The organism is Acetobacteraceae bacterium, assembly GCA_004843345.1.
Taxonomy (GTDB): Bacteria; Pseudomonadota; Alphaproteobacteria; order Acetobacterales; family Acetobacteraceae.
On the sequence record CP039460.1, the window covers coordinates 453,698 to 475,811 of the forward strand.

Sequence of the window (22,114 nt, forward strand, 5' to 3'; positions counted from 1 at the left end):
TATGCCTAAACGTACAGATATTAAATCCATTCTTCTTATCGGCGCTGGCCCAATCGTTATCGGGCAAGGCTGTGAATTTGACTATTCGGGGGCACAAGCCTGTAAGGCTCTCAAGGAAGATGGTTACAGAGTCATCTTGGTCAATTCTAATCCAGCGACAATCATGACCGATCCTGATCTTGCCGATCAAACCTATATTGAACCGATTACAGCCGAATTTCTAACCCGTATCATTGAGAAAGAGAAACCTGATGCGCTCCTGCCTACAATGGGCGGACAAACAGCTCTCAATGCAGCATTAGAATTAGACCGTAAGGGCATTTTAGAAAAATTCGGCGTTGAACTGATCGGTGCCCGAGGCGATGTCATCGATAAAGCCGAAAACCGTCAGCGTTTTCGTGAAATCATGGATGAAGCTGGTCTTTTAAGCCCAAAAAGCTTTACAGCGCATTCTTTGGATGAGGCACAGGAAAAATTAGCCGAAATCGGCCTGCCTGTTATTATCCGCCCTTCTTTCACTCTTGGCGGTGCTGGTGGCGGCATTGCCTATAACAAAGCTGAATTTGATGAAATCGTCATTTCTGGCCTAAGCGCTTCCCCAACAACAGAAGTTTTGGTCGAAGAGTCTGTTATTGGGTGGAAAGAATATGAAATGGAAGTTGTCCGTGACATCAAGGACAACTGCATCATTATCTGCTCTATCGAAAATATTGATCCGATGGGGGTTCATACAGGCGACTCTATTACAGTTGCCCCTGCTTTAACCCTCACAGACAAAGAATTTCAGAAAATGCGGGACGCTTCTCTGACGGTTCTGCGTAAAATTGGCATTGAAACCGGCGGCTCTAACGTTCAATTTGCGATCAATCCCAAAGATGGCCGCATGGTCGTTATTGAGATGAATCCTCGTGTTTCACGCTCCTCTGCTCTCGCCTCCAAAGCAACAGGCTTCCCTATTGCAAAAATCGCAGCAAAGCTTGCGGTTGGCTATACGCTTGATGAACTAGATAACGATATTACAGGCACGACCCCTGCGAGCTTTGAACCTGTCATTGACTATATCGTCACGAAAATTCCACGCTTTGTTTTCGAAAAATTTCCAGCGACACCTGCACTCTTATCCACCTCGATGAAATCTGTCGGTGAGATTATGTCCATTGGGCGGAATTTTGCAGAATCACTTCAAAAAGGATTGCGCTCGCTTGAAACCGGCCTTGAAGGTCTTGATGATCTGCCAGCTCCCAAAGAAGGCACGGTCGAAGATTACCTTGAAGCTTTGGCAACGCCACGTCCAGACCGTCTTCTCCTCATTGCACAGGCTTTCCGTGCTGGCATTCCTTTCGACAAAATTAAACTTTCCAGCCAATATGATCCTTGGTTTTTAAATCAGATTAAACAGCTTGTCGCACAAGAAGCACAAATCAAAGAAAATGGGCTTCCAAAAACTGCTCACGACTGGCGTGAAATTAAGGCACTTGGCTTTTCAGACAAACGTCTAGGCACGCTTTGCGGTCTCAGCGAAGAAGAAGTTCGCAAAGCGCGATATGCTGCAAAAGTGCATCCTTTCTATCAAACCGTTGATACATGTGCGAATGAGTTTGATGCGAAAACCTCCTATTTCTATTCGAGCTATGAAGGTTGCGGTGCATCAGAGGGCTATACTCCTCTAACGCCAAAAGCGGAAAAATTAGATAAAAACCGTAAAAAAGTTATTATTCTTGGTGGTGGCCCTAACCGCATTGGTCAGGGAATTGAGTTTGATTATTGCTGCGTTCATGCCGCCTATGCACTCAGAGAGCATGGCTATGAAACGATCATGGTTAACTGTAATCCAGAGACCGTTTCTACAGATTACGACACCTCCGACAGACTTTATTTTGAGCCGCTTACGGCTGAAGATGTCCTTGAAATTTTAAGGGTTGAGCAAAAATCAGGCACATTGCTGGGCTGCCTTATCCAGTATGGTGGACAGACTCCTTTAAAACTTTCCAGAGCTTTAGAAGAGGCTGGCATTCCAATTTTGGGAACATCCGCAGATGCAATTGACCGTGCCGAAGACCGTGAGCGTTTTTCAGCCCTTCTCCGCAAGCTTGATCTTAAACAGCCTAAAAATGCAATTGCTCTCAATGCTAAGGAAGTCCTCGAAAAAGCAGAGGAGGTCGGCTACCCTCTCGTTGTACGCCCTTCTTACGTTTTGGGTGGACGTGCCATGGCCATTGTCCATGACCGTTCAGGATTAGAACATTACCTTAAAGAAATACTTGCCCGTGCGGGTAAAGAAGTCTCTTCTGGGCCTGTTCTTTTGGACCATTATCTTAATGATGCGATTGAAGTGGATGTTGATTGTATTTCTGACGGCGAACATGCCCATGTCGCAGGCGTAATGGAGCATATCGAAGAGGCTGGCATCCATTCTGGAGATTCAGCCTGCTCTCTTCCACCTTATAGCCTTGCACCAGCCGTTGTGACACGCTTGCGCTCTCAAACCGAAGATCTTGCAAAAGAACTAAATGTTAAAGGGCTTATGAATGTTCAATATGCCATCAAAGACGATGACATTTATGTGCTAGAAGTTAATCCAAGAGCCTCAAGAACCATTCCTTTTGTTGCCAAGGCAACCAATGTGCCCGTTGCAAAAATCGGAGCTTTGGTCATGGCAGGGGCAAAACTCTCAGAGTTTAACCTTATTCCTGGTGCTGCGCTTCCTCATGTTTCTGTGAAAGCGCCCGTTTTCCCCTTTAAGCGTTTTGCTGGTGTGGACACAATCCTTGGCCCAGAAATGCGCTCCACAGGTGAAGTCATGGGACGTGACGTTAATTTTGAGAATGCCTTTGCCAAAGCGCAGCTTGCCGCAAATATGCGCCTTCCTCTCTCTGGTAATGTTCTTTTTTCACTCAGAGATGAGGATAAGAAAGAATTGCCGTTCTTAGCAAAAAAACTCATTGAAATGGGCTTTAAAGTCAGTGCAACACCTGGCTGTGCTGCCTATCTTCAAGAGAGAGACATTCCTGTCCAGCGAATGAATAAACTATTTGAGCTTCGGCCGCATTGCATTGACTCTATCCGCTCAGGCGAAATCCAAATGGTGATTAACACTGTTTCTGGACGCCAGGCCTCGAAAGATAGCTTCCATATCCGCCAGGCCGCGCTGATTATGGATGTGCCAAACTATACCACCCTCTCGGGTGGTAAAGCGGCAATTTATGCCATCGAAGCCTTAAAGAAAAACAATATCAACACGACACCACTCCAAGAAAGGACTGGCGGAAACTAAGACGCCCAGAGGCTTTTTTAGTGTTCAAAAAGGCGTGGCTTTTTACAAAGCTCACGCCTTTTTGCCTTTAAAGGACAGAATCTCTTTAATCTTGCCTCTCTTTTTCAAAACAGATAGAATTAAGGGGATTTTTGTTTGAGGACGAGCTTGTTTTCTTTCATGCCAATCCTTCTTTATTCCCGCAGGAATTCCTATATATCCCAGAACAGGTTATTTCCATTCATCAAAAATAGCTTGTGTGAGTTTATGTATTCCGTTTGTTCCATTTAGGATTTTTTATTGTGCAAAAAATGCCCATCACTCCAGCAGGTTTGCGTCGTCTTGAAGATGAGCTTCGGCAGTTAAAAAGTGAAGAGCGCCCTGCTGTCATTAAGGCAATCGCAGAAGCACGTGAACATGGTGACCTTTCTGAAAATGCTGAATATCACGCAGCACGTGAGAAACAGTCTTTTATTGAGGGCCGAATTGTGCAACTTGAAGGGCTTGTTGGTTCTGCTGAAGTGATTGATTCCTCAGGTTTGACTGAAAAACGCATTCGCTTTGGCGCTTTCGTTGATGTTGCCGATGAGGAAACAGGTAAAGAGCAATCTTTTCAGATTGTTGGTGTGCCTGAGGCAGATATTAAAGAGGGTCGCATCTCTATTTCCTCCCCGATTGCACGGGCATTAATTGGAAAAGAAGAAGGTGATGTTGCGACTGTGCCTGCCCCTGGGGGTGACAAAGCATACGAAATTATTAAAGTTACTTATCGCTGAGGCGTCTTTCCTTTCGTGAAACTGCCTCATTCTCCCGACCTTGTAAGGTTTTTGCTTTAAAGGGAAATTGTAAAATGACAGTAAGTACACAACGTCCACGTCCCGTTATGCTCACCATTTTTGATGGTTTTGGCTGGCGTGATCTCATGGCAGATAATGCTGTAAAGCTTTCTGTAATGCCTAACTTCCACGATCTCTGGAATAACCATCCGCATGCACTCCTTGCTGCGAGTGGCGAGGCCGTCGGCCTGCCAGCTGGACAAATGGGAAATTCTGAAGTCGGCCATTTAACCCTTGGAGCTGGTCGCCGTATCCTTCAAGAGCTTCCCCGTTTAAGCCAAGCTGCTAAAAATAATGAATTTAAGGATCGTCCTGCCGTTAAAGAACTCATTGACGTTCTTAAAAAGACAGGTGGCACATGCCATGTTATGGGACTAACCTCTGAAGGGGGCGTCCACTCCCATCTTGACCATATTATTGGCGCAGTTAAAACCCTTGAAAATGCAGGCATTCCTGTTGCTCTCCACGTCTTCACAGATGGCCGTGATACAGCACCACGCTGTGCTTTAGACGTTCTTGCTAAAATTAGAAAGGAAGTTCCAAAGGCAACAATTGCAACCGTTAGCGGACGCTATTTTGCGATGGACCGTGATAAACGTTGGGCACGTGTGCAAGAGGCTTACAATGTTATCGCCCTTGCAAAAGGCCCTCACTTTGACTCTGCCGAAGATGCTGTTAAAGCGGCCTATGCCGAAGATAAAGGAGACGAATTTGTACAACCTTGCGTCATTGGCGATTACAAAGGCGCACAAAAAGGCGATGGCCTCTGGATGCTGAATTTCCGTGCCGACCGTGCTGGGGAAATTTTAGAAACCCTCCTCCTCCCTGATTTCAAAGGATTTGAACGCCCTGCACAGCCTGCTTTTGCATTTGCGTGCGGCATGACACCTTATTCAACAGAACTTCACCCTTATCTGGAAACCGTTTTCCCAAAGGAAAATATTGAGCAGCATCTTGGGGAACTCGTTGCCAAGGCTGGGCTGACACAGTTGCGTATCGCAGAGACTGAGAAATATCCTCATGTGACCTACTTCTTTAATGGCGGTCAAGAAGCCCCCTCTCCAAAAGAAGACCGCAAGCTTATTCCGTCTCCAAAAGTGGCGACCTATGATCTCCAGCCAGAAATGTCTGCGGATCAGGTGACCGATGATGTTGTTGCGGCGATTGATTCAGGCAAATACGACCTCATCATTCTAAACTATGCAAATCCAGATATGGTTGGTCACACAGGAAAGCTTGATGCCGCTATTTCAGCCTGCCAAGCGGTGGATAAAGGGCTTGGTCGAATTGAAGCCTCATTGAAAAAGCAAGGCGGTGTTTTGCTTCTCACAGCCGATCATGGAAATTGTGAAATCATGAAAAATGAGGAGACAGGCGCACCGCACACCTCTCATACAACCAATCCTGTTCCTGTTGTTTTGGCAGATTTCAGAGACGAAAAAGAGGTAAAATCCTTGCGTGATGGTGGGACGTTAGCAGATGTTGCCCCAACCCTCCTGCACTTCTTACGGATAGAACAGCCTGAAGCAATGACAGGCAAGTCTCTCATAGAAGCGTAAATCACTTGAGAACTTTTATCCAAAAAGTTCTCCTCTTAACGGCTGGAAGCGTCCTTTTTACTCCGACACTTTCAGCCGTTTCGGCATTTGCTGCCGAAGTCAGTAGTCAAAAAAATCTTAACAAACAGATTTTAAAAAATGAACAAGAGCTTTCAAAAGCCCGCCTTGAGCGTCAAAAAATTGCCCAAGCCCTCGAAGAAGAGCGCCGCAATTTAGAAGAAATCACCGCAAATAATCTTGCGCTGCAAAAAAATCAGCATCTAAACCAGCAGCAACTCACAAAATTACAGCAAAATCTCTTACAAAAAAAAGCAGAGCAACGTCAGACTGAGGCGAAATATCAAAAAGCTTTGGAAGAAGAAAGCAAGCTGGAGTTAGCCCAAATTCTTTGGAATGCCTCGCACCCGAAAAGGAGCGATTTTGAAGCCTTTCTCTATGAAATTACGCCCCCTCATATCAAAAACCAGAATGAAAATCTGCCTCCTCTCTTTTTCTCCCTTCTTGGGCAGGAAAATACGGAAAAACAAGAAAATCTAACAACCCGCAACGAAAAATTAGAAAAAGAAAATTTGGCATTAAAAAGCAAACGGGAAAATCTTCAGGCACAGCAAAAAGCTTGGCTGCAGAAAGAAACGCAAATTGAAAAAAAACTTGAGGAATCTCAAAAGCTTACAGCAGAACATCAAAAAAATATTGCTGAACATGACGCTGAAATTAAAAAACGGCAAGCGGTCAAAGCTCAGCTTGAAAAGAAACTTGCCGATCTCATTGCCGAAGAAGATTTAAGACAACGTATTGAGCGTCAAAAAATTCTGCAACAGCGCCAGCTTCAAATCCAGCGTGGCCAAAAACCCAGCCTTCCTACACCTGCCAAGGCCCAGACAATCGAAGCAGGCACGGGTCTTTCGCCTCTCCCTTCACCCCCAACTTCCAAATGGGGACAGATTGAAGACGGTATCGCCAATAATGCGATTAAATATCCCGGCCATGCCAATGAAAATGTTATTTCACCTGTCAATGCGATTGTGCTTTTTGCTGGCAATTTTGAAGGCTTTGGGCAAGTTATTATTCTCGATTGCGGACCGCAACGCAGAATGGTGCTTTCTGGACTGGGTAAAATCTCTGTTAAACAAGGCGATCATCTCCAGAAAAAACAAGTTATCGGACAAATGCCAAGCAATGCCAGCAGCACCCTTTCCCTCCAGCTTCGTATTAAGAATATCCCTATCAATCCTGCGAAATATTTAAAAAATTAACTGTCATTCTAACATTCATATTTTCTACTGAAGGGACATCCGTCATGAGAAAAACAGATTTAAAACCTTTAGAAAAGAGAATTATAAAAGCACTTTTAAATGAAGGAAGAAGTAATCAAGATATACAATATTTAGTAAATATTGGACGCAAAAAAACTGTTAATTCTGGCCGAATTTCTGACATAAAAAACAATAATAATCAACCTGTCGCTTCCAAAGAGGAAGTAGAAAAATTTTTATTTCAAAAAGAAACATATGACTGGGAAACAGGGCTAAACCGTCTAAATGATGAACGCCTGATTAAAGCCCGTGAAGCAATGCTTTTCGCCGTAAGCGTCTTCAATACGCCTTATATGAAATTTAAAGCTGAAGCCTTTATGTTAATGCTAATATAGCTTGGACATATCTAGTACATGAGCATTGCATTAGAATAGGCATAAATATTGAGAAAAAAAACGGTAAACAAACTTGGACTCTCCCTCTCAGTAAACTGATAGAGAACGAAAAATTAAAGCTTCCATCTGGTATCAAAGACAATTTAAAGGCAATCAAAGAAATCCGAGACCAAGTAAAGCATCATCTCACAGGCAACAGTGATCCTTTCTGGTATGGGATTTTCCAAGCTTGTTGTTTGAATTTTGATAAGATACTTGTCCAATGGTTTGGTGAAAAAACATCATTACAAAAAAATTTATCTTTTGCGATTCAATTTGCAAAATTAAATCTGCATCAAGCCTCCAACATACAAAATTTTAATATTCCACCTGCAATTGAAGCATTAGATTTAAGGCTTAATACAAAAATATCTGACGAACTTGCTAATGATCCACAATACAAATTAAAAGTTCTCTTCGCACTGCTTTCTGGTGGAAAATCCTCCGAACATATTGAATTTATCAGTCCAGAAAGCGCACAAGGGAAAGAAATTCATAATATTCTAATAAAAGAAAAAACAATTCTAACATCTGATGAATATCCATTTAAGACAAAAGCCATTGTGGATATAATTAAAGGGAAGTTAAGTTGGTTTTCTATCTATTACCATACAAAAGCATGGAAAAAATTTAAAATACGCCCAGAAACTAAAAGCAACACCCCAAGAAAAACTCAAAGCAAATACTGCATTTATGACGCTGCTCATAAAGATTATTTATACAACCAAAAATGGGCAGAATTTCTTCTCAAAACAATAACATCAAAAGACGATCTAAAATAATTCCTCTTAGAATATCAAAAGTTAACCAAAAAGGAGCCATTCAAATGATAAGTTTGTTTGACCCGATCCAAATTGGAAAAACGACCTGTCAGAACCGTCTTTTTATGGCGCCTCTGACACGCACCCGCAATTACCCTGATGGCGTTCCCTCTTCCCTCATGGCGCAATATTATGCACAGCGAGCAGAGGCAGGCTTAATTGTCTCCGAAAGCATTGCAATTTGTCTTCAAGGATATGGCTTTCTCAATGCGTCTGGCATCTGGATGGAAGAACAGATTGAAGGCTGGAAACATGTCACAGAAGCCGTTCATCAGAAAGGCGGAAAAATCATTGCGCAATTATGGCATGGCGGCAGAATTGTTTTTCCTACGATGTCTGGTGGACAACAGCCTGTCTCTGCAAGCGATAGCGCAGCACCTGGCATCGGCCATACATGGGAAGGAAAACGTCCTTATCCCAAGGCAAGGGCTTTAAAGATTTCTGAAATTCATCAAATTACCGAGCTTTTTGCCAAGGCTGCCCGAAATGCGCGCAAAGCAGGATTTGATGGTGTACAGATTCATGGTGCGAATGGTTATCTCCTAGACCAATTTTTAAGAGACAGCAGCAACCAAAGAACAGATGAATATGGCTACTCTCCTGAAAACCGTATGCGGTTCTTAAAAGAAGTCTGCCAAGCAGTCATTGCTGAAATTGGATCAGAGCAAGTAGGTGTCCGCCTTTCTCCTAATGGTGAAATTTTAGGCTGTATCGACAGCCAACCCGAAAAACTCTTTCTTCCAGTCGCTAAAATGCTTAATGAATTAAACATTGCCTGGCTGGCACTCAAAGAATTTAATCCACACGCCTCAAAAGATAATCTCGCCAATCCCCTTTCCTACCAACCCAAATTATCGCCAGAAATCCGAAAGATTTTTAAAAAGCCTTTGGTTTTAAATGGGAATTATAATTTTGAAAGCGCCAAAGAAGCTGTTCAAGACGGATTTGCCGATGCCATTTCTTTCGGCAGGGATTTTATTGCTAATCCTGATCTCGTGAAACGCTTTAAAACAAGCGCCCCCCTCAATAAAGAAGATAAAACAACATGGTACGGCCAATTCCTCACCGATAAAGAACATGGCTATACAGATTGGCCAACAATCTAATTCTTGCCCCTTGCTTCGCAAAAATCGCCCAGCGCCAAATCAAAAAAGCGCATTTCTCCCCATGGTTCATTTTTCAACGCCATATTAAAACGTAACCATGGGAGAAGAAGCAAGAGAATTTGAGAAGTTCCTAAAAATCACTCAGCATAATCCGCTTCCAATGATTGGGAGAGGTACAGACATAGTGATAGTTTTGATCATCTACAAACTGACCTGCCTCGCATGCCTCTCTGGATGATTTCGGAGTTCTTAAATTTTCTTTGAAAGATTCAGCCGATACTGATTTATCAGCAATCATCGGAGATGTGATTATCACATTTTCAGAATCACTCAGTGCGCCAATACTCGCTGTATTAACATAAGGGATACGCATCCCTGCAGATCCCGGATAAACCAAGGAGCAATTCCCAGAAGCCGCACAAAGACGAAGGGAGCCATCCCCGCCAAAACTTATATCTGCCCCAGGTGCGCCACTATTGGGCGACATGATATTTTCATTTTCGGGCTTATCTGCTGCCACTCTGACACCCATATGCCACGACATATTGCTATGATCGTCACAGCTAGCACCGTTTACAGCATCACATTGCTCCCAATGATCCTCACGCATAGATGTCTTCCCTGCCTGTTTATATAGACTGGAAGCGAGTGCTTTAGATCCTGACGTAGAATCTGCACTAATAGGGTTTGTTACCCCCAAAACATTGCCTTTAATTGCCCAGACTAAATTGCTTGTGAAGGGCTCAAGCTGAAGCAAGTTTGGAAACTGGCCTCCTATATAAAGCCCCCACGAACTCAATTCTGGCCATGCATTGAAGCCATCATTTTGAGTCGCCCCGTCCAGCCAAGATTTTCCAGGGAAATGGCTGTCCAAGGTAAGTGTCAGCCCGTTATAATGGTATTTCCCACTAATTGTCGTATGAAGTTCGTTATCATATTCAGCATTCTCACATTCACGTACCAAACTGTGTTTTTCACTAGAAGACTGGTTATTTTCTGGAAGGGAGTCATTATCAACGATAGCGCAGGTATCAAGCAAATTAAACATTTTTGATCTCGCACCAACATAGATCCTTGGAAAGGTCGCATCTTTATCATAATGCGTATCGAAATTTTCCGGATCATTTGCATAATCTTGAGGGTTTAGAGATTGAGATGCTGTTTCCGGCGCATTAGGAATGACCCATTTATCAACATCTAAACGGTCACATTTATTCGCAGATCCGAAATGAGATGGACATTTATCACTAAAAATCCAGTTATTGATCATACCAGAGAAACCATTCACGCCCGTAAATTTATAACCAGAGCTTTTATCCTTATAGGTTTTTGTCGATACATTACTGACAATACTCTGATGTTGCTTAATCTTTGCTCGGTCTGTTTCTGAAAGGACTGGGTAAATGTAAACACCTTGTTTATAAAAATACAGATCATGATTCACACCTCCAGAATCTTGAATATTTTTACCCGCAACAATCTTTGGAGTTGTGTTTTTAGTCCCATTATCAAAAACGACACCATCTAATGTCCCCGGATAATGTGCAATTTGATCGCCTGTTGTAGGACTTATGCCTGGACGGTTGCTTGTATAGGGCGCATTTGAGTTCCATAAACTCAAACAAGTACCCAGATTCATCCCGCCCTCATTCTGACATGTTATAAGGACATGTGAACCTCTCCCCTCAGAAAAACCCCCTATCGTTACCCCATCTGGATCTGTCCAATTATCTTCATCTGACGGATTTGCTTGACGGTGCGCCCCCGTAATCCGCATAAGAAGTTGGCCATCAATCATACTATTGAATCTGGCTCTTCCTGTACTGAGCAGGTCTCCATTCGGGGCTGTTGGTGTATCTAAACCACTCGTTTTAATGAACTGGTTCAGCCGCGCCTCATAATCTAAACCGGCAACACCATTGGGCGTATTGATTTGAGATTGCATCACAGATTTATCATTTGCTCTAACCTCTTTTGAAAGAGAGGTCGTCAAAAAAAGCGCTGATATAAAATAAATGATTAGTTTAGACACCCAATGTTCTTCCCATGCAAGATAATGACCCATCATTGAGCCAATCATACAATGGAATACGCAACCAATCGATTCTTAACCTTCTCCTGCAATGATGCTTTTATGATAAACTGTACGGATCATAAGCATGCCAGCGCCTGTTTTGATCTTTTATACATTGACGAAAGGCTTTTTCCTAATTGATCTGAGAATGTGTAATCACCCCTATGACCCAGTCGGATACAATTTAACCTCAATTTAAGAGAGAATTGTTATTTGCCTGTTATGACAATATAAAGGGAGAAGAGAGACGGTTTCTACTAGGTGCTATCTCTTCCCTCTCGACGCCTATTTACATGTTTAAAATTATACTAATCTAAAAGTCAGATTGTAATGAGCTTAGGATGAATGATGAGCAATAAGGTTATCTCTTTCACAACGACGACTTTATGCGCCGTCTTTTTAGCAGGATCGGTTGGCTATTTGGCAGGAACAGGCAAACTTTCCTTGAAATCCATAGCGCCTCTTCATTCTAAACCTGTGGCCATGCTCAATCTCCGCTTTTTAGAAGCCGCAGCAAAACGAGGCAGCGTCACTGCACAGCTTCATCTTGGCAATGCCTATTATTTTGGAAAAGATGTCCCTCAAAGCGATGTCAAAGCGGCGGAATTTTATCAAAAAGCCGCTGATGAAGGCGATGCCAGAGCGCAATATGCTTTGGGGCTTCTTTATGATGACAGCGACGGAATAACACCAGATTATGCGAAATCTGCGGAACTTTGGCAAAAAGCGGCCGATCAAGGCTTTGTCAAAGCGCAATATAATTTAGGGGTTCTGTACGAAAAGGGAAAAGGTGTTCCGCAAAATTACACCAAAGCCGCAGAATTATACCAAAAAGCGGTCGATCAAAATTTTGCGCATGCAGAGTACAATTTAGGCATTCTCTATGCCAACGGACAAGGCGTTAAACAAGATGACGCCAAAGCCGCAGAATTATATCAAAAAGCAGCCGATCAAGGCTATGCGCCTGCTCAAATCAATTTAGGGGTTCTCTATAAAAATGGACAAGGCGTTCCGCAAGATTACGCTAGAACCATAGAGCTCTGGAAAAAAGCCGTCGCACAAGGAGATAAAAAAGCAGGACGCAATTTAGAGAAATTCTATCAGGAACATCCTGAATTGCGGACATGATCTTTCTTCTCCCCAAAGAGACTCTAAAAATAAGACAAAATTTTAAAACTATGCTATGCGTTACTCCAGCTTACAGTATTCCTTTATGTAAATTTTGCTCTTTATGAAATTCCTTCCTGCGTCTTTGAAGTCTGTTTTACTTCTTTCCAGCGCTTTTTTAGCCTTTTCGCCCCTTTATGCGTCTGCTGTGGAAGAGGCAAAACTCTCTGAAAAGATTGAGAAAACGCCACTGCCAGCAAATATCAGTCCTGAAAAAAAGAAAGAAGCTCTCGAAACTATTAAGCTTCTTCAGCTTTTTGGGACGATTATGGACGTTGCCCATACAGAATATGTTGAGCCTGTCAGCGATAAAAAACTGATTGAAAACGGCTTAAAAGGCATGCTGAGCAATCTTGATCCGCATTCAGGCTATATGCCAGAAGAAGAATTTCAATCCATGAAAAACGAGATTGAAGGCCATTTTGGCGGTCTCGGGATGGAGGTTCAGCAAGATAGTGGCCATATCCGTGTTGTCTCTGCACTCGATGATACACCTGCCTCCCGTGCTGGTATTCAAAGTGGCGATCTCATCACTGATGTTGATGATGCGCCCCTCGCTGGCTTACCCCTTATTAAAGCGGTTGAAAAACTCCGTGGAAAACCAGGCAGCAAAGTCGTTCTCAAACTGATACAGGCTAAAACAGGAAAAAGCCTGACACTTTCCCTTAAACGGGAAAAAATCAAAGTCAGAATGGTACGCTCTGCCCTCTACCATGATAATCTTGCTTATTTGCGTCTTAGTGAATTTGGCGACCATGCGGCTTCAGAACTAGCTGCTGCGTTTAATAAAGTCCAAAAAGAAGCCGCCGCCAACAAGACAAAACTCAAAGGGGTCATTCTAGACCTTCGCAACAATCCGGGCGGACGTTTAGATGAGGCAGTTGCTGTGTCCCGTGAATTTATTCCATCGGGTGAAATTGTTTCCATTCGGGCGAGAAAGGCTGAAAGCAACCAAAGCTGGAAGGCCGATGGCAGCGAAATCACCCATAATCTTCCGCTCGTAGTTCTCATTAACTCTGGCTCTGCCTCTGCAAGTGAAATTGTGGCTGGCGCTGTCAAGGATCATCAGCGTGGCCTTATTTTAGGAACACGCTCTTTTGGAAAAGGCTCTGTGCAGTCAGTTATTCCGCTGCCAGACAATCAAGGCGCTCTGCGCCTAACGACGGCCCGTTATTATACCCCATCGGGCCACTCCATCCAGAAATTTGGAATCAGTCCAGATATTGAGATTTTTGAATCTTCAGACGATAGTAAATATTTTGTTTTCCATGAGGCCGATTTTACAGGCGCTCTTGAGAATGAAGACAAAAAACCGCTGGATGCGCCTCGAACCCTTTCGCCAGAAGCGAAAAAAGTTCCGAGTGTGCCACCAAAATCTTGGCCTGAGTTTGACCTGCTCAAACCAAGTACTGATTTTCAGCTTCAGCAAGCTATCAATATCCTTGAGAAAGGCTTAGATGCCTATTTTGTCAAGGAGCCCCCGAAAAAGGTCGTCTCCGAAACATCTAGTAAGAAGTAATCGTTATGACTGACATCTCCTCCTTTCATTCTCTTCCTTATCGTCCCAATGCCGGCATTGCGCTGTTTAATCGAAAAGGAGAATTGTTCTTAGGAAGGCGTGTCGATCACCGTCAGCAAATTTGGCAATGCCCTCAAGGCGGTATTCAAGAAAATGAAACGCCTGAACAAGCTGCTTGGCGTGAAATGGCGGAAGAGATTGGCACCAACAAGGCAAAATATCTCGGCGAACGTGAAGGATGGGTTACCTACGAGTTACCTGCCCGCCTTTACGGAAAAGCCCTCGGCGGACGCTATCGTGGCCAAAGGCAAAAATGGGTCGTTTTTGCTTTTCTCGGTGAGGATAAAGATATAAATCTTGAACAATTCGAATATCCTGAATTTAGCGAATGGAAATGGGCTTCCCCTGAAAGCATTCTTTCAGACTATAATCTTGGATTTAAAAGCAAAGCCTACCAAGAAGTTTTTCCCGATATTGTTCAAATTTTCAATGAAAGTGGGTTTGGCACAGAAAACAAACAGTAGAACTGTTTGGAAGCACGCCGATCTCTTTTTGAACAAGGCCTGTCTGATGTATGGCTTTTAAGCCTTGCTTAGAAGCCATTTTGGCATAAACGCCTTCCTCGTCCTTCAAAAGCATCTCAGGGCTTCCTTCCTGTACGACGCACCCCTCGTGCATGACAGAAATAAAGTTTGCATTACCTAGACTGCTCAAGCGGTGTGAAACCATAATAGTTGTCTTTCCTTTACGGTACTCCCTCAGGAAATTTTCAAGCTTTGCCTCGCTATTTGCATCTAAAGCGCTCATCGCCTCATCTAAAATCAAGATTGCAGGCTGTCTTAGCAATGCTCTTGCAATGGCGACACACTGACGCTGCCCACCAGAAAGAGAACGCCCCTGATAGCCTACCAAAGTTTGGTAGCCGTCTGGAAATTGTTTAATAAAATCCAGTCCCATTGCCTCACACAGATTTTGAACCTCTTCTAACGAAGCTTCTGGCTCTGAAATGCGGATATTATCAAGCAAGCTCATTTCGAATAAAGGCGTTTCCTGCCCTACATAGCCAATTAAAGACCGCAACTCTTTTATCGCAAAAGATTTTAGATCCTCACCTCCCAAAAGCACACGCCCCATCGCAGGGTCATGTAAACGAGGAATTAAGGAAAGAGCTGTCGATTTTCCAGCCCCACTTTCCCCTACTAACGCTACAAAACTCCCTTCTTTAATCTTTAAAGAAAAATTTTGAAGTCCCCATCGTCCATCACTATATTGATAAGAGACATCTTCAAAAACCAAACTGGAAAAAGGACGCGAAATAGCAACTGGATCTTTCGGGTCTTGAATCAAAATCGGCGTATCCATAACAGAAAAGACATGTGAAAGACCCGCAGCCCCCTCTTGCAAGGCGGCATTCAGAGAAGCCAAAGAACGCATCGGACGGGAAGCGGCGAAAAGTGCCGCAATAAATGCTGTAAATTCCCCTAAAGAAGCCCCTCCCATCGCCGAGCGCCAGCCGGCAAAGGCAAACGCAATCGCCACAGAAACCCCCGCGATGACTTCTAATAAAGGATCTAATTTCGCTTTATTGCGTGCCATGGCAAAATGGGCATTCCGCAATTTATTCAAGCCATCCCCTAAGTCCTGATACTGCTTTTCTTCCATTCCGTGGAGGCGGACAGGACGTGCAAGAGAAAAATTTTCTGTTAAACGTGCAACCATCTTTGCTGTTTGGCTTTGCATTTCTCTAGCGGAATTTTTAACCTTTTTACCGACATTGCGTACAGGTAAAACGGTCAGCGGATAAAGAATAAGAGCGACAATCGCCAATTCCCAATCCAGCCAAATCATACAAATGCCAAGCCCAATAACCGTCGCCACATCTCCTACCGCATTGGTTGCTCTGGTCAGGGCTTCACGGATTGCCATAGCCTCCGTTGTAAAACGGGAAGTCCACCCAGCAGGCGGCAAGGCTTCAATGGTAGAAAGGTCTTTATAAAGCAGCGATTTTAGCAATTTATGCTGAAGACTTTGAATCGTGTCTAACGAAAGGCGGTGCAACATTAACGTCTGCCCATATTGGCAAAGCGCTTTTAACCCCGTCAAAATAACAACAAGAATAGGAATTTGATAGAGAATTCGTGGATCTTTACGGGCAAACATATCCACTGCTTTACGAATGACAAGCGGATAAGCGGCCATCAAAGAGGCTGCGGCAATGGCTAAAAGCAACGTCAAAAGCAACAGGAATTTTCGGTGAGACAGCTCTTCTTTCCACAAGCGCACGAGAAGAGATGTCTTTGCTTTTTTAAGTTTGTCTGAATTATCTTTTGACGTTTTCGAGGAAATAATCAGGGCTCTCTTTCTTTAGCAATCTTCCAGCCTTGCAGGCCAAAATATTTTAAAATCTCTTGTTTGGTAACTTTGGCCTCTTGCGCTAACCAATAAAGGCGCATTTCTTTTAATAATGCCCCAATTTGAGGGCCTGCTTCGACATTTCTTTCGAGCAGATCCCGCCCTGCGACTGGAAATTCAGGCAAAACTGTCTCTTGAAGCCGCTGACGTAAAATCTCCCAGTCATTCTTACAGGTTTTGTCCTTAGAAATCACGCTTTCAGCATCTTTTATTTCTGCGATATAAGAATAAGCCATTAAGTCAGAAAGAGGATACTGATCGAGATATTTCAAAAGTGTTGGCATATCTGATGTTAATTCAAAAACATTCCCAAAATGTGCAAAAAAAGACAGGCGTTTTTTCTCTTTATTTGAAAGCGCAAAAGTTTTTTTTAAAATCTCAATCTCTGGACAAAGCACATAAAGACGCAGAATAAAATCCTCTGGTAAATCCAATGCCAAGCCAGTGTTTAAGGCCTCAATCTCATAACTTTGAAAAAGGCGTTTTAAAATTCCAGCCTCCTCCATTGCATAAAGCGTTCGAATGAGGTGTGGCCCTAAAAGAATTTTAGAAAACTCATCCCGTATGCGTTCCTTCGCCAAAGTGGCAAACCCTTCAAGCGCTTCTGAAATCACTTTCAAAATTTTTTTAGAAGGGGCTTCCTGTTCAAAACGTGCTGAAAAGCGAAAATAACGTAAAATCCGAAGATAATCTTCCTGAATGCGCAAAGCAGGCACACCCACAAACCGAACCTTTCCTAGCCTTAAGTCTGCTTCCCCGCCAAAATAATCATAAAGCTTGCCCGTTTTATCCATCGACATCGCATTGATCGTAAAATCACGCCGCTCAGCATCTTTTTGCCAATCCGCAGTCCAGGCAACTTGCGCATGGCGGCCATCGGTCACAAGGTCCTGACGCAATGAAGTCAGCTCGTAGATCTCTCCTTTGATAAGAACAGAAACCGTTCCATGTTCTAAACCTGTCGGAAAAAAACGCTGTTTTGCAGCTTTAAGCTTTTCAATGACACGCTCTGGCGGATATGGCACAGCCATATCAATATCATGCGGGACTTGCCCCAAAAGAGAATCTCGAACACACCCCCCTACCAATCGAGCCTCTGGAAAAATAGACCATAAACGCTTTAAGCCAGAATGCTTCTCACACAGATGCGAAAGATCATATCGCTTCATAACATCTTAGGGACAACGAGGATTAAAAAGCACACGGAATAGGGAAAAATTGACCTCTGCTCCAAACACCCATACATTCTTTTCCATCCAAGAAATGCACAGCGCTCAATGCCCCTAACTCAAAAATCACCGCCTTGCTTAAACGTGCTAAAATCGGCGCTTTTTTCTCGTCTTCCGTTAAGCGGAGATAAACAGAAGCCCTGCCTTCCTCTTTACTAAACTGGCAAAAAAGCGGATGATCTGGCCCAACACAGTAAATTTTTCCAATATTGGTCATCAAAGAGATGCTCTGGCGTCTTTCACATAAACCGCTAAATTGCATTCTCATGGCAATATAAGGCACATCCTCAACTTCAATAAAGCCTTTACCTGAGGGGGTTTGAAGGAAATAATTTCCAGCCTCATCACGCATCAGCATCGACGCTAAAAATTTCTGAGCCTCCCGCTCCTTAATCAGTTCTGACTTATAATACCAGCGTCCGTCCCGAGCGATACGGAAAGGCAACCTTCCCGTTTTCTCTGTTCCTTTTTTAGGCAAACACTGACACCCGAAGGATAATTTCTCTAATGTCGCCATCATCGCAAATTTAGACATACAAGATTCTTCAACTGCCTGCCTTGTCACGATGCCTCCCTGATTTCTATACTCACAGAAATATAATTCCCTATTCGAACTTCTTTACACTCCTCCTAAATGGGAATAACGCTTTAAAATGTCATTAACTTTATGTGTGTCTCTCTTCTATCACCTCTCTATTGTTGCTAAGATGCCATAATTTTAGAGATGAATTACCCTTTCCCTCTTAGATTAAGATGATTCGAATGTTTTCTTCCCTTCCCAAGCAATATGCTTTCAGACACATAAAGAATCTTGCATGGGCTAGGAAACCTCTAGCGCTTTCGCTGATTTTCACCTTACTCTCCCCCCTAGCTCTTGCCGTGCTTCCCCAAACGGCACACGCACAATCCCAGCAAGAGGCGGAAGAGGAAGAAGCCGCCATGGAGCAACAGCGTCAGGAAGAAGCGAGGAAAAATTCCCTTAGCAAAGCACCGCCTTCCGCCCTGCCTGGCGTTGAAAACAGCTATGAAGAACCCAGCATTCATTCCAACAACGATACAAACCCAACACAGGCACTTTTTGAATCCATCAATAAAGGATCTATGAATGCCGCCCGTGAAGCTTTAAGCCGTGGTGCTGACATCACGGCACGCAATGTTTTGGATCAAACGCCTTTGGATATGGCGATTGACTTAAACCGAAATAATATCGTCTTTCTCTTGCTCTCTCTTAGAGGTTACAATCCTGAAGGACACCTCATAAAAACCACAACGCATGAGGAAACGGGAGACATGTCCGCCAAAGTTTCGGGCACGGCGAGCATGGTCGTCAATCCAAAAAGAGAAGAACCGCATTACGATCCAAGCGGTGGCGTTCCCATTCCTAAAATTGGCTTTTTGGGCTATGGCCCTACTGTTGCAACGCCTAAGAAAGTAAAAAGGCCATCGACTTTCACTCCTGCCCTGCCACCGGTAGATGAAAAGCTTGAAAAACCTAAAATTGAAAAAGAAATTGTCGAAGCGGAAAGAGCGCCAAGAGATCCAGCAGCACCGACAGTTGGTGCAACACCGCAGCAGCCAGGGCAATTCGTCGTCAAAGCCCGCTCTAAAAAGCAAAAACATGCGGTTATTTCTATTCCAGCCAATGCAAAAAACGTCCATATCCGTCCGATGCAAAATCCAGATGAAACACAGGAAACAGAACCTCTTCCGCCTGCACCAACAGCCCCCAATGAACCATAACAAACATAAAAAAAAGCCCCTTTTTACAGGGGCTTTAATAAGACAATAATTCCGAAAAATTAAGAGAGGCCATGCCCCTTGCGCCATTCTTGACGAAGCGCATCCACGGGGAGAAGCTCCCCTTCTTTCTCAAAATGCCAAAAAGTCCAACCATTGCAGGAAGGCGCCCCCGTCAAAAAAGCGCCCATTTTATGAATGGAAGCCCGTGTGTCCCCTGAAATCAAACTCCCATCAGCACTAATGGTTGCCTGCAGGCGGCGTGAACGGTCATATAGCAATGTACCTGGCTCTAAAATCCCATTCTCCACCAATGTTCCAAAAGGCACTCTTGGCTGAGCCCGTGGCGCTGGTGTCACCTCAAGCGCCTTATCCCCCAAAACCTCTTCTCTATCCAAGCGCTCTTGTGCACCCTTAATATAATCAGGATGACGCTCAATCACGATAAAACGGCGATTCAAGCGCTTTGCCATCGCTGCCGTTGTTCCTGTCCCAGAAAAAGGATCTAAAATCACATCGTCCATTTTCGTTGATGACAATAAAACACGGTACAGCAGCATTTCCGGTTTCTGTGTCGGGTGAAGTTTTAACCCATGCTCATTGCGTAAACGCTCTTTGCCATTGCACACAGATATCGTCCAATCAGAGCGCATCTGCACATCATCATTCAAAGCCTTCATCGCTTGGTAATTAAAGCAATATTTGCTTTGAGGCGATTTTGCCGCCCAAATCAGTGTTTCATGCGCATTGGTGAAACGGCGTCCTTTGAAATTTGGCATGGGATTGGTTTTCCGCCAAACAACATCATTTAAAATCCAGAAGCCCATATCCTGCAACATTGCGCCGATACGGAAAATATTATGGTAAGAGCCAATCACCCATAAAGTGCCGTCCTTATGTAAAACACGGCGGGCCTCTGTCAGCCATGCCCTCGTAAATTTATCATAGGCCTCAAAATCATCGAAGCGATCCCATGAATCCGTCACCCCATCGACCAGACTGTCATCTGGACGGCGCAACTCTCCTTGTAATTGCAAGTTGTAAGGCGGATCTGCAAAAACGCAATTCACGCTTTCAGAAGGCAGACGGCTCATCACCTCAACACAATCCCCCTGAGAAATCATATCAACTGGCCAAAAATCATCTGAAGAGGAAGTCGAAGATTGAATGCTCATAGGTTCCCAATTCCTGAAACGGCTAAGCGCTGCACTGGCGCAAAAGAATAACGGTGGTGAGGAGTTGCCCCTTTTTTTTGAAGCCCCTCAAGGTGTTTTTTTACCCCGTACCCTGCGTTATTTTCCCAACCATAATGGGCGTAACGCAAGGAAAGGCGCTCCATCACCCGATCTCTAACAACTTTTGCCATAATGGAGGCTGCTGCAATGGAAAGAGAATAACGATCCCCTTTCACCACTGCCCGTCCCTTGCAGGGTAAATCTGGAAAATCATTTCCATCGACCAAAACATAGTCTGGATTTTTCCCTAAACGATGACGCAAAACCGCCAAAGACCGGCGCATAGCCAAATGCGTTGCTTGTCGAATGTTATATTTATCAATTTCAACGGAAGAGCCTGCCCCAAGCGCCCAAACAACATCAGGCGAAGCAGAAAGACGTTCAAAAACAGACTGGCGTTTTTTTTTGCTCAGCTTTTTTGAATCATCAATGCCATCACAAAGATCTGAAATTTTATACGAGGAAAAAACAAAAGAGGCGGCGACGACAGGACCAGCGAGACAGCCTCGGCCAACCTCATCAATCCCAGCAACCAGCCCTCCACAGGCTTCCTCAAGCGTAAAATCAGGCAAACGATATTCCTATTGAAGTAACGTGAGACCCGATTCTACCTTTGCGACTCCAAAAAGAACAGCCCTAAATTTTAAAAAACTTAAGGATCAAGCTCTTTTTTTTCTTTTATTTTTTAGTTTCAACAGCTGGAGGGGTTGAAACAGTCTGACTATTTTGACTCACAGGAGTCGAAGGCGCGCTGACAACAGAAGTCTCCTTCTGGTACTGCATTATCTGTTCGAGAACTTGAGGCTGAAAAAGATGCGCAAGATTGAAGAGGAAAAGGAAAAGTGAGAAGAGAAAAAGCCCAAAATATTTTTTAGTCCGTTCCCATCTCAACAAAAAATAACCTTGCGGCAATAAAATCCATAAATAAGAAAGTGGCTGACATCCAGCCCCAGCCATATTCTGCCGATCTTTTTGTATAAACAAAAACTGCACAGCAAAATGGATAAAAATTGCAAACACCATCCAACTTTGTGCCACAAAAGCACTAGAAGACTGCAACCGCATCTCTAACGACGTAGAATTAATAAGCGCCCAAACAGCTAATTCGCAGGATAAAGCGATCGCCCAAAAAGAAGACAAGCTCGCCCGTTTTTTCTCTAAAGCTTCTAAAAAAGATGTTGCAATCATTTTCGAAGCTTCGGACTCTGCTCTTTTTTCAGCAGAACTTGCCGAAGAAAAAGTAATTGTGGGCAAACCTGCCTGCCTTGCCGTGCGCCATTCATCCCCAAAGCTGGAAGTCCAAACGAGCGTCTCGTCCTTTACCTTGCCTGAGATAATTAAGCCCGAAATCTCCATTTGAGAGACTGGACCCGTTGGTTTTCCGTCTTTTTCGTAAAACCACTGCGCCATGTCTAACAATCCTTCTGCAATATTCTCTCTTTAGAGCTTTAAATAAAAACCGATCTATCGCATACG

At 43.8% G+C, this 22,114-nt stretch carries 18 protein-coding genes; 11 read left to right on the forward strand and 7 right to left on the reverse strand.

The genetic code is table 11. From position 1 onward, the window contains the following. Position 1: 1 nt before the first annotated feature. The 7 genes from carB (at position 2) to FAI40_02265 (ending at position 9,265) form a co-directional block, all read left to right on the forward strand. Entirely contained in the window at positions 2 to 3,274 is a 3,273-nt protein-coding gene (carB, locus tag FAI40_02235; protein ID QCE34248.1) for a carbamoyl-phosphate synthase large subunit, read from the forward strand. Between the two features lie 281 nt (positions 3,275 to 3,555). Continuing rightward, positions 3,556 to 4,029: a transcription elongation factor GreA gene (greA, locus tag FAI40_02240; protein ID QCE34249.1), complete on the forward strand. Its 474-nt coding sequence runs from the start codon at positions 3,556 to 3,558 to the stop codon at positions 4,027 to 4,029. A 74-nt stretch (positions 4,030 to 4,103) separates the two neighbouring features. Beyond that, complete coding sequence (locus FAI40_02245) at positions 4,104 to 5,648, forward strand: 2,3-bisphosphoglycerate-independent phosphoglycerate mutase (GenBank protein QCE34250.1); 1,545 nt, start codon at positions 4,104 to 4,106, stop codon at positions 5,646 to 5,648. Between the two features lie 5 nt (positions 5,649 to 5,653). Continuing rightward, on the forward strand, positions 5,654 to 6,904 hold the full coding sequence (locus FAI40_02250) for a hypothetical protein (GenBank protein ID QCE34251.1): 1,251 nt from the start codon (positions 5,654 to 5,656) through the stop codon (positions 6,902 to 6,904). 44 nt (positions 6,905 to 6,948) lie between these two features. Then, on the forward strand, positions 6,949 to 7,299 hold the full coding sequence (locus FAI40_02255; protein QCE34252.1) for a hypothetical protein: 351 nt from the start codon (positions 6,949 to 6,951) through the stop codon (positions 7,297 to 7,299). Between the two features lie 236 nt (positions 7,300 to 7,535). Then, a complete protein-coding gene (locus tag FAI40_02260; protein QCE34253.1) occupies positions 7,536 to 8,120 on the forward strand; it encodes a hypothetical protein in 585 nt (194 codons plus the stop codon). 44 nt (positions 8,121 to 8,164) lie between these two features. Further along, positions 8,165 to 9,265, forward strand: a complete 1,101-nt coding sequence (locus tag FAI40_02265; GenBank protein ID QCE34254.1) for an alkene reductase — start codon at positions 8,165 to 8,167, stop codon at positions 9,263 to 9,265. A gap of 130 nt (positions 9,266 to 9,395) precedes the next feature. Here FAI40_02265 and FAI40_02270 read toward each other — a convergent pair whose 3' ends face one another. Next, the gene (locus FAI40_02270) at positions 9,396 to 11,297 is read right to left on the reverse strand and encodes a hypothetical protein (GenBank protein QCE34255.1); all 1,902 of its coding nucleotides are present in this window, start codon (positions 11,295 to 11,297) and stop codon (positions 9,396 to 9,398) included. A 387-nt stretch (positions 11,298 to 11,684) separates the two neighbouring features. On the opposite strand from FAI40_02270, the gene FAI40_02275 reads away from it, so the two are divergent. The 3 genes from FAI40_02275 (at position 11,685) to FAI40_02285 (ending at position 14,549) form a co-directional block, all read left to right on the forward strand. Beyond that, positions 11,685 to 12,467 (forward strand): sel1 repeat family protein, encoded by a 783-nt coding sequence (locus tag FAI40_02275; protein QCE34256.1) that lies wholly within the window; start codon positions 11,685 to 11,687, stop codon positions 12,465 to 12,467. Positions 12,468 to 12,570: 103 nt separating this feature from the next. Beyond that, positions 12,571 to 14,025, forward strand: coding sequence for a S41 family peptidase (locus FAI40_02280; GenBank protein QCE34257.1), 1,455 nt, complete (start codon positions 12,571 to 12,573; stop codon positions 14,023 to 14,025). A 5-nt stretch (positions 14,026 to 14,030) separates the two neighbouring features. Next, positions 14,031 to 14,549, forward strand: coding sequence for an RNA pyrophosphohydrolase (locus FAI40_02285; protein ID QCE34258.1), 519 nt, complete (start codon positions 14,031 to 14,033; stop codon positions 14,547 to 14,549). On the opposite strand, the gene FAI40_02290 is transcribed toward FAI40_02285, so the two are convergent. The 3 genes from FAI40_02290 to FAI40_02300 form a co-directional block, all read right to left on the reverse strand. Beyond that, positions 14,512 to 16,224, reverse strand: coding sequence for an ABC transporter ATP-binding protein (locus tag FAI40_02290; protein ID QCE35721.1), 1,713 nt, complete (start codon positions 16,222 to 16,224; stop codon positions 14,512 to 14,514). The genes FAI40_02285 and FAI40_02290 overlap by 38 nt on opposite strands. Before the next feature lie 149 nt (positions 16,225 to 16,373). Beyond that, on the reverse strand, positions 16,374 to 17,606 hold the full coding sequence (locus FAI40_02295; GenBank protein QCE34259.1) for a CCA tRNA nucleotidyltransferase: 1,233 nt from the start codon (positions 17,604 to 17,606) through the stop codon (positions 16,374 to 16,376). A 22-nt stretch (positions 17,607 to 17,628) separates the two neighbouring features. Continuing rightward, on the reverse strand, positions 17,629 to 18,231 hold the full coding sequence (locus FAI40_02300; protein QCE34260.1) for a DUF1285 domain-containing protein: 603 nt from the start codon (positions 18,229 to 18,231) through the stop codon (positions 17,629 to 17,631). 197 nt (positions 18,232 to 18,428) lie between these two features. On the opposite strand from FAI40_02300, the gene FAI40_02305 reads away from it, so the two are divergent. Further along, on the forward strand, positions 18,429 to 19,406 hold the full coding sequence (locus tag FAI40_02305; protein QCE34261.1) for an ankyrin repeat domain-containing protein: 978 nt from the start codon (positions 18,429 to 18,431) through the stop codon (positions 19,404 to 19,406). 59 nt (positions 19,407 to 19,465) lie between these two features. Here the strand turns inward: FAI40_02305 and FAI40_02310 are convergent, their stop codons facing one another. The 3 genes from FAI40_02310 to FAI40_02320 all read right to left on the reverse strand — a co-directional run bounded on the left by FAI40_02310 (position 19,466) and on the right by FAI40_02320 (position 22,048). Next, positions 19,466 to 20,578, reverse strand: coding sequence for a site-specific DNA-methyltransferase (locus FAI40_02310; protein QCE34262.1), 1,113 nt, complete (start codon positions 20,576 to 20,578; stop codon positions 19,466 to 19,468). Further along, on the reverse strand, positions 20,575 to 21,210 hold the full coding sequence (locus tag FAI40_02315; GenBank protein ID QCE34263.1) for a ribonuclease HII: 636 nt from the start codon (positions 21,208 to 21,210) through the stop codon (positions 20,575 to 20,577). The genes FAI40_02310 and FAI40_02315 overlap by 4 nt, the downstream gene beginning before the upstream one ends. A 106-nt stretch (positions 21,211 to 21,316) precedes the next feature. Beyond that, positions 21,317 to 22,048: a DUF4339 domain-containing protein gene (locus FAI40_02320; protein ID QCE34264.1), complete on the reverse strand. Its 732-nt coding sequence runs from the start codon at positions 22,046 to 22,048 to the stop codon at positions 21,317 to 21,319. Between the last annotated feature and the right edge of the window lie 66 nt (positions 22,049 to 22,114).